The organism is Croceicoccus mobilis (assembly GCF_001661965.1).
GTDB classification, from domain to species: domain Bacteria; phylum Pseudomonadota; class Alphaproteobacteria; order Sphingomonadales; family Sphingomonadaceae; genus Croceicoccus; species Croceicoccus mobilis.
In genome coordinates this window covers 1-13,849 of sequence record NZ_LYWZ01000020.1, presented here as the reverse complement: position 1 = coordinate 13,849, position 13,849 = coordinate 1, and the positions used below count along the sequence as shown (strand labels likewise).

Annotated in this window: 6 protein-coding genes, 3 tRNA genes and 3 rRNA genes; 3 read left to right on the top strand and 9 right to left on the bottom strand. The window is 58.4% G+C overall.

Annotated elements, in window-relative coordinates; all coding sequences use genetic code 11:
- Positions 1–82 precede the first annotated feature (82 nt).
- Positions 83–1,084, top strand: coding sequence for a sterol desaturase family protein (locus A9D13_RS05165; RefSeq protein WP_229665373.1), 1,002 nt, complete (start codon positions 83–85; stop codon positions 1,082–1,084).
- 174 nt (positions 1,085–1,258) lie between these two features.
- Complete coding sequence (locus A9D13_RS05160) at positions 1,259–3,688, top strand: TonB-dependent receptor (protein WP_066771047.1); 2,430 nt, start codon at positions 1,259–1,261, stop codon at positions 3,686–3,688.
- A 57-nt stretch (positions 3,689–3,745) separates the two neighbouring features.
- On the opposite strand, the gene A9D13_RS05155 is transcribed toward A9D13_RS05160, so the two are convergent.
- From A9D13_RS05155 to A9D13_RS05145, 3 genes are all read right to left on the bottom strand, one after another.
- The gene (locus tag A9D13_RS05155) at positions 3,746–5,308 is read right to left on the bottom strand and encodes a tetratricopeptide repeat-containing sulfotransferase family protein (protein ID WP_172808108.1); all 1,563 of its coding nucleotides are present in this window, start codon (positions 5,306–5,308) and stop codon (positions 3,746–3,748) included.
- A gap of 166 nt (positions 5,309–5,474) precedes the next feature.
- A complete protein-coding gene (locus tag A9D13_RS05150; RefSeq protein ID WP_066771798.1) occupies positions 5,475–5,813 on the bottom strand; it encodes a UrcA family protein in 339 nt (112 codons plus the stop codon).
- A gap of 205 nt (positions 5,814–6,018) precedes the next feature.
- Positions 6,019–6,459, bottom strand: coding sequence for a hypothetical protein (locus A9D13_RS05145; RefSeq protein ID WP_156521930.1), 441 nt, complete (start codon positions 6,457–6,459; stop codon positions 6,019–6,021).
- Between the two features lie 305 nt (positions 6,460–6,764).
- Between A9D13_RS05145 and A9D13_RS05135 the strand changes: the two genes are divergently transcribed.
- Positions 6,765–7,927, top strand: a protein-coding gene (locus A9D13_RS05135) for an IS3 family transposase (protein WP_425304738.1) whose coding sequence is annotated in 2 segments (ribosomal slippage) — positions 6,765–7,017 and positions 7,017–7,927 — 1,164 coding nt in all. Because the reading frame shifts where the segments join, the coding sequence is not laid out codon by codon here.
- 167 nt (positions 7,928–8,094) lie between these two features.
- Here the strand turns inward: A9D13_RS05135 and A9D13_RS05130 are convergent.
- From A9D13_RS05130 to A9D13_RS05105, 6 genes are all read right to left on the bottom strand, one after another.
- Positions 8,095–8,171, bottom strand: a tRNA-Met gene (locus A9D13_RS05130).
- A 112-nt stretch (positions 8,172–8,283) separates the two neighbouring features.
- Positions 8,284–8,398, bottom strand: a 5S ribosomal RNA gene (gene rrf / locus A9D13_RS05125).
- A 109-nt stretch (positions 8,399–8,507) separates the two neighbouring features.
- A 23S ribosomal RNA gene (locus A9D13_RS05120) occupies positions 8,508–11,299 on the bottom strand.
- A gap of 270 nt (positions 11,300–11,569) precedes the next feature.
- Positions 11,570–11,645: transfer RNA gene (locus tag A9D13_RS05115), tRNA-Ala, on the bottom strand.
- A 19-nt stretch (positions 11,646–11,664) separates the two neighbouring features.
- Positions 11,665–11,741, bottom strand: a tRNA-Ile gene (locus A9D13_RS05110).
- A 212-nt stretch (positions 11,742–11,953) separates the two neighbouring features.
- Positions 11,954–13,442: ribosomal RNA gene (locus tag A9D13_RS05105) — 16S ribosomal RNA — on the bottom strand.
- The 16S, 23S and 5S rRNA genes sit together here with 3 tRNA genes alongside, the layout of an rRNA operon.
- Positions 13,443–13,849: the final 407 nt, after the last annotated feature.

Below are 13,849 nucleotides of genomic sequence, written 5' to 3'. Positions count from 1 at the left end.
TCGCCATAGAGCGGCGCTTGAGGGGATTGCTGAGAAGGAATTTCACGATTGGGTCGGGAACGGCCCAAAAGGGAGGTTTTCGATGGAGCAATCGCAGGGCGAGAATATCTCAATGTCGGCGGACATGCCGGCGAACCCGACTGCTGCCGCTGTCCACGACGACAGGCGCGGCGCGATCTCCGCCACCCTTGTAAACCTGCTTGCACCCGTCACGCTTGCGGCGACCTGCCTGTTCTGGGGCCTTGGTCCGACCAGCATCACGGAAAATCCGACAACGCTGCTGATCTTCAGCATCGCGATCATGGTCTGGATCCAGGGACTGGAGCTTCTGTTCGAGCGCCATGCGACCTGGCGCATCAACCTGCGCGAACTGGCGACCGACGTATTCTATGTCGTGCTGCTTTACACCGCGATCGCCTGGGCGGTCGTGACGCTGGCAGACGAACCGCTGCTTTCGCTGAAGGGCATGCTCGGTATCTCGACGCCGTGGATGCTGGACCTGCCGTTTATCGTGCAGGCCGTGCTGGTCCTCTTCATCATCGAATTCGGGCAGTACTGGATGCATCGCCTGATGCATAACTTCTACCCGCTGTGGCTGACCCACGCGCCGCATCATCACCTGACGCAGCTGAATGCGCTGAAGGGCGCGGTCGGAAATCCGATCGAGCTGTTCCTGATCAGCCTCAGCGTCGTCGCGCTTTTCGATTTCTCGGTCCCGGCGATCTTCTGCGGGCTCAACATGCTGAACGTGATTTCGGGCTTCGCGCATGCAAATGTCCGGTCGGATCCGCCGAAATTCTATTCGTTCTTCTTCACCACCATCCGGCATCACAGCCTGCATCACACGGCCCTCAGCTATGAAGATACGCGCTGTAATTATGCCAATTCGATGATCTTCATCGACCGCATCTTCGGCACCTATCGCGAAGGGGAATCCTCTGTCGTCGGACAGGACGAACGCAAGCGGCTGTCGATCTACGAACAATTCATGTTTCCGTTTCAACCCGCAATCGATGCGATCAAGGCGCGGCGCACAGGCGCTGCCACCCTGTCCGGATCGGGAACGGGCGGAACGCAGGAGTAGCACGGGATCGCACGATCGGCGTCTTGGACAGCGTCAAGTGCAGGCGGGCACATGCGACAAGCCGGAAACCGGCAGCAGGTGCAGCGCAAGATCCAGAGATTATCGGACCGAAGGGCTTCGGCGCATGGCGCGCCGCGGCACGGGGAAGTTTTGAACCCAGATAGGGGGTAGTAAATGACGAAATGCTCGACACTTAGGATGGGGCTGCTTTCGGCCACGATGCTGGCAGGATGCACGCTGGCAACGCAGGCCCAGGCGCAGGACGCCGCGACCACCGACACCGAGGCCCAGTCGCTGGACGGCACCATCGTCGTGACCGGCACCCGCCGCAGCACGACGATCCAGGACACGCCGATCAACATCTCGGCCATCGGCGCGGAAGAGCTGGCAAGTCAGCGCATCGAGGACGTGCGCGACATCGCCGACTTCACGCCGGGCATGACCGTGCTCGACACCGGCCCGGGTTCGACCGGCAACATCATCCTGCGCGGCCTCAGCGCCAGCGACACGGGCGATTTCGGCTCGAACTACAATAACTCGCTTGGCGTGTATCTGGGCGAAGTGCCGCTCTATTACGACTTCAAGCTGATCGACATCGACCGCGTCGAAACGCTGCTCGGCCCCCAGGGCACGCTCTATGGTCTGGGCACGCTGGCGGGCGCCATCCGCTATATCCCGAACCGTCCCAACACCGACACGATCGAGATGGCCGGCCACGCGCGCGGCTATGCGATGTCGCATTCGGATGACTTCGGCTATCAGGTCGATGGCATGATCAACCTGCCGATCGTGCGCGATCACATCGCGTTCCGCTCGGCGACCGGCTATTATTCCGAAGCCGGTTTCATGGATTACCCGCTGCTGGTGCAGGAACCGGGCATCTCGCTGACCCAGCCGAGCGGCACCGAAACCGTCACTGCGGAAGATTACGCCGACAACCTCACCTTCGCGAAGGATCTCAACTACGAGAAGACCTTCACCAGCCGCAACCAGCTGCTCTTCCAGACCACCGAAGACCTGCAGCTGATCCTGACCTACGCCTATCAGCGGACCAAGACTGGCGGCGCACAGTCGAACAGTGCGGGCGTTCTGGAAACCGGCAAGTATGAAAACGCCAGCCGCTTTGTCGAACCCGCCACGCGTCAGGCCCATCTTGCCAGCGCCGAAGTGAACGCCAGCGTCGGCGGCATCTTCGACATCGTCGCCACCGGCGCCTATACCAAGGTGAAGACCGAGGCCGAAGGCGACGTCACCGACCTGCTGCTCGACCTCGACTATGGCTACGAACTCTATCCCGCCTTCGCCGCGTGGAACGAGTCCGAAACCTCGCGCAAGCAGGTCAATGCCGAGGTCCGCTTCGTTTCGACCCATGGCGGCCCGTTCAGCTGGGTGCTCGGCGGTTTCTACAACCGCAACAAGTACCAGAGCGATTACGCCGAACACACGCCCAACCACCCCTGGGTCGATACCGAGAGCAACCCCGAAGCGCTGGAATATGTCAGCTTCGTCACCTCCAAGGTGATCGAAAAGGCCGTCTTCGGCGAAGCAACACTGCAGCCTGTCGATTTCTGGCAGGTCACCGCAGGTGCCCGCTATTTCGACTACACCTCGGAAATCGCCGGTGCCGCGACGCTGCCGCTTCTGGGTCAGCCGCTCAGCCCCTATGACCGCACCGCCAGCGGCGGCAAGGGCGGCCAGGACGGCTGGGTCTGGAAGTTCAACAGCTCGATCGACCTCACCGATGATCTGATGGTCTATGGCACCTACTCCAAGGGCTATCGTATCGGCGGACCAAACCGCGTTGCCCCGTGTGATGCCGACATCCCCGAGGATCCGACCCAGTACGACGGCCCGCAGGTCATCTGCGCGCTGCCGAGCGAGATCCAGTACGGCCCCGACACCACCAAGAACATCGAGATCGGCGTTCGCAGCCAGCTGTTCGACCGCAAGCTGACCCTGAACTTCAACGTGTTCAAGGTCGACTGGAAGGGCCTGCAGGTCGCGTCGGCCACAACCTATGGCGTGACCGGCATCACCGTTAACGCAGGCGCTGCGGAATCGAAGGGCTTTGAAGGTTCGTTCCAGCTGCGCCCCGTGCCGCAGTTCTCGATCCAGGGTACCTACTCGTACACCGACGCGAAGCTGACCGAGGACGTTTCGGGCATCATCGCGGTCAACGATCCGGCCGGCAGCTATCCCAGCTCGCCGATCAAGCTGGACGCGCTCAAGGGCGACCGCCTGCCCGGTTCGCCCAAGAATTCGGGCACGCTGGGTGCGACCTATATCTATCAGCTCCCCGATGCGGACATCACTGCGAACTGGACTGCGGTCTATCGCGGCAATGTCGTCACGCGTCTGGGCTATGATCGCGCCTATGGCGACAAGCTGCCGAGCTTCGTCACGCACCGCGCATCGCTGTCCTATGACACCGACAAGTTCAGCGTCGGTCTGTTTGCGGACAACATCTTCGACAAATACGCGGTTGTCTCGGTCGCCAACGACCGTTCGCGTACGGGTCTGAACGATGGCACGCTGCTGCGTTACTATCGTCAGGTGGTGCTGACGCCGCGCACTGTCGGCATCGAAGCCCGCGTCAAATACTGATCGGACCCGATCCGAACATGAGCGGGGCGCCTGCCAATGCGGCAGGCGCCCCGTTTCTTATGTGACGTCGAAACCCTGCCCCGCCAGCCAGTCGCGCACCGGCGCCAGCTTCGCTTCATGCGTGCGCCATTTGCCCACGCCATCGGCGTTGATCGGCCTGCGCACCTGCGCCGCGCTGGGCGTTGCGACGGCGGCGCTGTTTTCGTGGAACGACAAGCAGGCCTCATCCCACTCCAGCCCGCAATGATCGAGCAGGCGGCGCGTCTGCCCCTCCTGGTCGGCGACCAGACCTTCATAGGAAAGCTGCAGCACCCGGCCGGGAATCTGCTCCTCCCAGAAATGCATCAGGCGATCGAACCGCGCGTAATAGCGGGCCGTGTCCATCAGATCATAGGAATAGGCGTAGTAGGCCGACTGGCTGGCAAACAGGTTCTTGTAGTTGCTCCAGATCGTGTCCATCGCCCCGCGCCTCAGGCACACGATGGCGGCATCGGGAAAGGCGCGCGCGATATGGCCTGCATACAGGAAATTGGCCGGCAGCTTGTCGATCACGCGCTTCGCATCCGCTGGACGGTGATGGCTTGCCTGCGCCAGATAGGCTTCGCCCAGCGCCGCCGGGTCGATGTCACGCGATGCCGCGATGGTTTCGGGGTCGATGATCGTGCGCGAACGCGTTGCGGCAAGGCGCTTCACGGCAAGCGGCATCGCCTGCAATTCGCCTGCCGACATCACATCGGGATGCGACGACAGGATGCGATCGACCAATGTCGTGCCTGTCCGCGGCATGCCCACCACGAATATCGGCGCACTACCGCTGACGCCCTCTCCCTGCAGCGCGGGCCCATGTGAAAACAGCCCCTCGATCGCATCGAAGATCGCCTCATCCTGCGCGAATTCATAGCGCAGCGACTGCTTGTGCGTTTCGTTCGCCCGCGACAGGTGATCGAAGGCGCGCGGGTCGCTCAGGTCTTCCAGTTCCTTGGCCAGCGCATAGCGGATGCGCAGCGCATCGCCGGGCCGCTGGGCCGCGCCCAATGCGGTTTCGAGACGGGCGACATGGTTTTCCTGCGGCGTCTGCCGCGACAGCAGCGCCAACGCGTAATGCACCCGCGCATCGCCGGGGTCGGCCGCAAGGATCGCCTCATAATGGCTGCGCGCATCGTCGACGCGGCCGGTAAAGCCATAAGCCGCCGCCAGATTGTAACGATAATCGAGCCGGTCGGGCCGCTCCGCCACAGCAGCCTCGAACGGCTGCTGCGCGCCCTGATGATCGCCCAGCCGCACCAGCACGCAGCCGATCGTATCATTGGTCAACGCATCCGGCGGCCCCAACGCCAACGCCTTGCGCGCGGCATCGCCCGCTTCGCCGTCGCGGTGCATCATGATCAGCAATTTTGCCAGATGGGCGAATTGTTCGGATGTCTCGCCTCGCGCGATCGCTGCTTGTAAAAGCGGCAGCGCCTTTGCGACTTGCCCCGCCTCGGCAGCCGCTATGCCCAGCAGGAAATAACCTTCGGGATTGTTCGGTTCTGTATCGATGAGCGTCCGCGCAGCAGCGGTAGCGCCATGCACATCCCCTCGCGCAAGCGCGGATCGGGCCTGCCCCCCGAACGACGTCAAGAGCAGCGCCCCACGCCGTACAGGCTCTCAAAGCGATACGTAAACGAGGGTGAAACAAGCGGTAGGCACAGCACATCAGTCATGGTGCCAGCATATGAAAACCTGTCCGGCGAGGCAAACCGAACATCTGCCCCGCCGATCGTGCACACCGCCCGTGCGGCCGGTTCTATCGCGCCGAGGCTAGCCGTGCCGAGCCGCCATTCGCGGCCATGCGCTGTTCGATCTGGTCGCGAATGTCGGCCTTTACCGCCACTTCGCACTCACGCGCCTGTCTGGCGGCGGCCAGATGCACCTTGTCGAGACCTTCCCCACACACGGCACGAGCGGCATTGTCCATGCGGATCGCAAGACGTTTTTGCCCATCGACGGTAGCGAGGTCGAGCCCATCGAGGTGCAGCACGACATTCTGCTGCACAAAGGGATCGGTTGCGGTCGTTTCGGGTGTAGCTGCAAATGCCGAGCTTGCCATGGTGCAAGCGGCAGTGACCATCAGGCCCTTCTTCATCGTCTTCTCCTGCGTATTATCCAGACCGCTCTTCGGCGGTAGGTCATACACATAGGGTCGCGATTTCAGGCTGACAACAAAATGGCGATTTTTACGCCTTCGGCACTGCGGGAAATGCTTGTCAGTTAATGATTATTACTTCGCCGCGCATCCGTCGCATCGTTGCGTAATGCTGCGCGTGCTGCAATCCAGCACAATTTGCCTCTTATCGTGCCGTGACGACGATGGAATCCAGCATGGTCTGGTCGCCCAGCAATCCAATCGGAAGCGCGACTTCCGCGCTCTTGCTGCGATTGGTCACGGGATCCTCGAGCACTATCTCTATCGAACGATCGTTGGGTTTCGCCCATGCTCGCAGCGTGTCCAGCGGCAGACGCAATTTCCAGCTCGTCTCACCCTCGACGTCGACCCTGCGCCCATTGATCACGACACGTGTGTCCGGGGCCGAACGATAGCCAGTCACCTGCAGACAGCTGTCGATGCCGCAATCGACGAGCCGTGTCTTATGCTTGTCCGCTGCCAAGGCAGGAGAAGCAACCAGACCGGCCGATATCGCCAGGACAGCAAAAGCGGAGCGAAAAACCCGCTGCGCCTGACAGGCTGACGCCCCGAGACAATTTCTGGTTGAAACGCGCATACGATCCATCTGAGTCTCCTTGCGTCACGCCGGGTGCGGCGCGCGCTGGTGAACTCTCCCAATGGAAATCTTGTCGCTATGAGAGGTAGAATATCAATAATGCGCTCAGGGTCAATGCGGCACTGGCCCGCCGATCGGTCGGTCTCACTGGCCGCACCATTTCATGTACCCGTCGACAAATCCGGTCTGCGCCATCCCGATCGCCGCGCTGCCGCATGTGCTCGTCGATGGCCGAAATGCCGATGACACTGGTCTGAGCCCTTAGATTTCCTCCAAAGATAAGTAGAGTCCGGCCCTGACAAGGAGACGGACGAATGAAGCGGAGCAGGTTCAGCGAGGAGCAGATCATCGCTGTGTTGAAGGAGCAGGAAGCGGGGATGGCGACGGCGGACGTATGCCGTCGTCACGGGATCAGCTCAGCGACCTTCTACAAATGGAAGTCGAAGTATGGCGGGCTGGAAGTGTCCGATGCCCGTCGGCTGCGTCAATTGGAGCAGGAGAATGAGCGGCTGAAGAAGCTGCTGGCGGACTCTATGCTTGATAACGCCATGCTGAAGGAGATCAGCGCAAAAAAATTCTAGCGCCCGGTGCCAGGCGGCGGGCGGTGGCTCATCTCCAGGAGGTCTTCGAGGTGAGCCAGCGTCGTGCCTGCGCGGTGCTGGGCGTGGACCGAACAATGGTGCGCTATGTCAGTCGTCGCCCCGACGATGCAAAGGCGCGTGACCGCATCAGGGAACTGGCCTGCGAGCGCCGTCGGTTCGGCTATCGGCGACTGCACTGGCTGTTGTGCCGGGAAGGATGGGCGATGAACCACAAGAAGTTCCGACGGCTCTATCGCGAGGAACGGTTGCAGGTGCGCCGTCGCGGTGGTCGCAAGCGGGCCTTGGGCACGCGGGCACCGATGATGGTCCCGCACGACCCCAATCAGCGCTGGAGCCTCGACTTCGTGTCGGATGCCTTTGCCTGCGGGCGCAGGTTCCGGATCTTCGCCGTGGTTGATGATTATAGCCGAGAGTGCGTCCGACTGATCGCCGACACATCGATCTCCGGCGCCAGGGTCGGGCGGGAGCTCGATGCAGCGGTCTTTGATCGGATGGCGCGGCCCCACACGATTGTCAGCGACAATGGGACAGAACTCACCAGCATGGCGATCCTGCGCTGGTCCAAGGAGCGCAATGTGGAATGGCACTACATTGCGCCGGGCAAGCCATACCAGAATGGGTTCATCGAGAGCTTCAACGCGCGGCTGTTCTTGAACGAGACGATCTTCACCAGCCTCGCCCATGCCCGCCAGGAGTTGGAGGCATGGCGACACGACTACAACCACTTCCGGCCCCACTCGAGCCTCGGAAACAGAACTCCGGCCGAGATCGGTGCCGGATCAAACGGCAAACCGTATTGGGGGCATGCCCCCAATACGGTTGTTGCCATCACGCCCAGCGATGGGCATCAAAACGGCCCAAGGCTCTACTCGTAACTGGTAGAAACTTCGGGCTCAGACCAACACGCTGAATGGTCCAAGTTTCAGGTGGCAGAGCAATGATGTCGAGGCGGAAGTCGAACTCGACCCGGCACACGTGGTGGGTCTGGCGGCCACGAAGGCGCCGGCGCATGATCTAGGTGCAATGAGGAGTTCTATATCGGTGGTTGCGGGGGTTGGATTTGAACCAACGACCTTCAGGTTATGAGCCTGACGAGCTACCGGACTGCTCCACCCCGCGTCACCGTGCTGCTGGGCAGCGTAGAGACTAAAAAGCCGCCGCTCGGTAATATCCGGCAGCGGCTTTTTGGAAGTCATGTGAATGGGTTTTTCGCTGACACGCCGGCTTCAATGCCTGGCGACGACCTACTCTTCCAATGCTTGAGCATTAGTACCATCGGCGCAGTCTGGTTTCACGGCCGAGTTCGAGATGGGATCGGGTGGGTCACAGACGCCATGGTCACCAAGCAATGAAGCAGGCGTGGCAGCGTTTTTAAATCGATGCACCCTTGAGGGTGAATATCTGGTCGAGGATCGTCCACATCAAAGACAGGACTGTCATTGATGATGTGGAATTCTCAAGCGCGAACAGAACTATTAGGACCGGTTAGCTCCATGCGTTACCGCACTTCCACACCCGGCCTATCAACGTCGTGGTCTACGACGGTTCGAAGATACCTAATCTTAAGGGAGGCTTCCCGCTTAGATGCTTTCAGCGGTTATCCCGTCCATACATAGCTACCCTGCGGCACCCTTGGCAGGATGACAGGTACACCAGAGGTATGTTCACCCCGGTCCTCTCGTACTAGGGGCAACTCCTTTCAAGTATCGACGCCCACGGCAGATAGGGACCAAACTGTCTCGCGACGTTCTGAACCCAGCTCACGTACCACTTTAATTGGCGAACAGCCAAACCCTTGGGACCTGCTCCAGCCCCAGGATGTGATGAGCCGACATCGAGGTGCCAAACGATTCCGTCGATATGAGCTCTTGGGAATCATCAGCCTGTTATCCCCGGCGTACCTTTTATCCGTTGAGCGATGGCCCTTCCACGAGGGACCACCGGATCACTATGACCGACTTTCGTCTCTGCTCGACTCGTCAGTCTCGCAGTCAGGCAGGCTTATGCCATTGCACTCTTGCAGCCGGTTTCCAACCGGCCTGAGCCTACCATCGCGCGCCTCCGTTACTCTTTAGGAGGCGACCGCCCCAGTCAAACTACCCGCCACAGAGGGTCCCTACGCCGGCTAACGGCGCGAGGTTAGATATCAGAAAACAGCAGGGTGGTATTTCACCTATGGCTCCACGTCAGCTGGCGCCAACGTTTCAAAGCCTCCCACCTATGCTACACAACTCTTTCCTAATACCACTCTGAAGCTGCAGTAAAGGTGCACGGGGTCTTTCCGTCTAACCGCGGGTACTCCGCATCTTCACGGAGAATTCAATTTCGCTGAGCATATCCTGGAGACAGTGGGGAAGTCGTTACGCCATTCGTGCAGGTCGGAACTTACCCGACAAGGAATTTCGCTACCTTAGGACCGTTATAGTTACGGCCGCCGTTTACTGGGGCTTCAATTCGGAGCTTGCACTCCTCCTCTTAACCTTCCAGCACCGGGCAGGCGTCAGACCCTATACGTCGTCTTGAAGCCGACTTAGCAGAGTCCTGTGTTTTTGCTAAACAGTCGCTACCCCCTGGCCTGTGCCCCCTCCAACTACTTGCGTAGAAAGAGGGCCTCCTTCTTCCGAAGGTACGGAGGCAATTTGCCGAGTTCCTTCAGGATACTTCTCTCAAGCGCCTTGGTATACTCTACCTGACCACCTGTGTCGGTTTCGGGTACGGTCTATATGGAGAGGCTATTTCCTGGGACAACATGGCTGCCCTCTCAATCCGATAAGAGAGAACAACTTCCGCAATCCGTCACACATCTCCAGGCCCACGAATATTAACGTGGTTCCCATCGACTACCCCCTTCGGGCTCGTCTTAGGGGCCGGCTCACCCTACGCTGATTAGCATTGCGTAGGAACCCTTGGTCTTTCGGCGACAGGGCATCTCACCCTGTTTGTCGCTACTCATGTCAGCATTCGCACTTCCGATACGTCCACGACCCATTACCAGATCGCTTCACTCGCTTACGGAACGCTCCGCTACCGCTCATAGTAAACTATGAACCCTAAGCTTCGGTGCATCACTTTAGCCCCGTTACATCTTCGCCGCAGGAACCCTTATTTAGACCAGTGAGCTGTTACGCTTTCTTTAAAGGATGGCTGCTTCTAAGCCAACCTCCTGGTTGTTTTGGGATTCCCACATGCTTTCCCACTTAGTGATGACTTGGGGACCTTAGCTGTAGGTTAGGGCTGTTTCCCTTTTGACGACGGACCTTAGCACCCGCCGTCTGTCTGCCAGACTAGACTCGATGGTATTCGGAGTTTGGTTAGGTTTGGTACAGCTCGCGCCGCCCTAGCCCATCCAGTGCTCTACCCCCATCGGCAAACATCTGACGCTCTACCTCAATAGATTTCGCGGAGAACCAGCTATTTCCCGGCTTGATTGGCCTTTCACCCCTAAACACAACTCATCCGAGAATTTTTCAACATTCACCGGTTCGGTCCTCCAGTGCGTGTTACCGCACCTTCAACCTGGTCATGCATAGATCGCCGGGTTTCGGGTCTAATTCATCATACTCAGTCGCCCTATTCAGACTCGCTTTCGCTGCGCCTACACCTAACGGCTTAAGCTCGCATGATAAATTAAGTCACTGACCCATTATGCAAGAGGTACGCTGTCACCCCCTAAAGAGGCTCCAACTGCTTGTAAGCATTCGGTTTCAGGTACTGTTTCACTCCCCTAATCGGGGTGCTTTTCACCTTTCCCTCACGGTACTAGTTCGCTATCGGTCATGTACGAGTATTTAGGCTTGGAGGGTGGTCCCCCCATGTTCAGACAGGATTTCACGTGTCCCGCCCTACTCAAGTCCTGTATCCTCATTTTCGCATACGGGGCTGTCACCCGCTATGGCCACTCTTTCCAAAGTGTTCTGCTAGTTTAGATACAGGCACTGGCCTGGTCCGCGTTCGCTCGCCACTACTAACGGAATCTCGGTTGATGTCTTTTCCTCCAGGTACTGAGATGTTTCAGTTCCCCGGGTTCGCTTCACCAAGGCTATTTTATTCACCTCGGGATACCTTATCCACCTCACTCACTGCCCGATTGCTCGAACAACGAGAGAAATGGTGAAGGTGGGTTTCCCCATTCGGAAATCGCCGGATCAAAGTTTGCTCACAACTCCCCGACGCTTATCGCAGCGTGCCACGTCCTTCATCGCCTGTACATGCCAAGGCATCCACCAAATGCTCTTACCTCACGCTTGAGAATCCACACCATCAACGACAGGCCTGCATAATGCCTGCGCTGTTAACTAGGTGCGGACGATATCTCAGCCAGATAATCAATTTTGATTGATCTTGTGATGATACCATGCACGCGCAGGTCTCCCTGCTCGTCACACGATACCGCCACGGCATCGATTTAAAAACCCATTCACAATGTCAAAGATCGGCGATCCATATGATCGCCTAACCGGCATAAGCCGGATCAGCTTTCTCTTCATCCCTGGAGTAGTTCGTCACCATCTGCGTTCTGGTGGAGCCTATCGGGATCGAACCGATGACCCCCTGCTTGCAAAGCAGGTGCTCTCCCAGCTGAGCTAAGGCCCCTTTAGAAACGCAAAACGATTGGTGGGCCTGGGGGGATTCGAACCTCCGACCTCACCCTTATCAGGGGTGCGCTCTAACCAACTGAGCTACAGGCCCACTTGCCCGCCGGCTCAATCCTTCCTTGCAGAAGGCAGCCGCAGCGGGCGCCAGTGGAAGCCAGAATGGCCAGCTCAGGCGACACAGCACACGCGCTTTGCAGCAGCGGTGCTGATCTCCAGTGATGAAGGGACATGAGGACGACGGCATGTTCTTTGGAAGCTGCGAAGCTCTTTCCAACTGACGTCGGACGCTTTCGCATCAATCCTTAGAAAGGAGGTGATCCAGCCGCAGGTTCCCCTACGGCTACCTTGTTACGACTTCACCCCAGTCGCTAAGCCCACCGTGGTCGCCTGCCTCTCTTGCGAGTTAGCGCAACGCCTTCGGGTGAACCCAACTCCCATGGTGTGACGGGCGGTGTGTACAAGGCCTGGGAACGTATTCACCGCGGCATGCTGATCCGCGATTACTAGCGATTCCGCCTTCATGCTCTCGAGTTGCAGAGAACAATCCGAACTGAGACGGTTTTTGGAGATTAGCTCACCCTTGCGAGTTCGCTGCCCACTGTCACCGCCATTGTAGCACGTGTGTAGCCCAGCCTGTAAGGGCCATGAGGACTTGACGTCATCCCCACCTTCCTCCGGCTTATCACCGGCAGTTTCCTTAAAGTGCCCAACTAAATGATGGCAACTAAGGATGAGGGTTGCGCTCGTTGCGGGACTTAACCCAACATCTCACGACACGAGCTGACGACAGCCATGCAGCACCTGTCACTGGTCCAGCCGAACTGAAGGAAAAGATCTCTCTAATCCGCGACCAGGATGTCAAAGGCTGGTAAGGTTCTGCGCGTTGCTTCGAATTAAACCACATGCTCCACCGCTTGTGCAGGCCCCCGTCAATTCCTTTGAGTTTTAATCTTGCGACCGTACTCCCCAGGCGGATAACTTAATGCGTTAGCTGCGCCACCCAAGTTCTGTGAACCCGAACAGCTAGTTATCATCGTTTACGGCGTGGACTACCAGGGTATCTAATCCTGTTTGCTCCCCACGCTTTCGCACCTCAGCGTCAATACTTGTCCAGTCAGTCGCCTTCGCCACTGGTGTTCTTCCGAATATCTACGAATTTCACCTCTACACTCGGAATTCCACTGACCTCTCCAAGATTCTAGCCTGCTAGTTTCAAGGGCAGTTCCGGGGTTGAGCCCCGGGATTTCACCCCTGACTTGGCAAGCCGCCTACGCGCGCTTTACGCCCAGTAATTCCGAACAACGCTAGCTCCCTCCGTATTACCGCGGCTGCTGGCACGGAGTTAGCCGGAGCTTATTCTCCAGGTACTGTCATTATCATCCCTGGTAAAAGAGCTTTACGACCCGAAGGCCTTCATCACTCACGCGGCATTGCTGGATCAGGCTTGCGCCCATTGTCCAATATTCCCCACTGCTGCCTCCCGTAGGAGTCTGGGCCGTGTCTCAGTCCCAGTGTGGCTGATCATCCTCTCAGACCAGCTATAGATCGTCGGCTTGGTGAGCTCTTACCTCACCAACTACCTAATCTAACGCGGGCTCATCCAAAGGCGATAAATCTTTGGTCCGAAGACATTATCCGGTATTAGCTCAAATTTCTCTGAGTTATTCCGAACCTAAGGGTAGATTCCCACGCGTTACGCACCCGTGCGCCACTAAGGCCGAAGCCTTCGTTCGACTTGCATGTGTTAGGCATGCCGCCAGCGTTCGTTCTGAGCCAGGATCAAACTCTCAAGTTTGTGTCACGACACAATGAGCATCAGCCGAAGCTGACCCGCCCAATGCACCGAACTTCAGGAGCCGATACCTGCACTTGTCAAACGTAATGGATACGAAGGACATGTATCATTCATACCAGCCGTGGTGGCCGGCAGAACGTGGCATCGACTTAATCAACCCGTACACGGAGCCTGAAGCTCCCCGGACGGGGCGCCGTCGCCCACATGTCCCTTCATCTAAAACCTACAATGTCAAAGAACCGCCAGACAATTAAAGGCGGACAACTAAGCCGCCCCGATCTTAACGTTCGGAGGAGCTGCTGTCCGTCTATGTTGGCGACCGTCAGAAGCGAGCCGTTGAAGCGTCGTCCCCGTCGGTGAGGCGGCATATATGGACACCCTTTGAGTCGGTCAACACATGTTTTTCA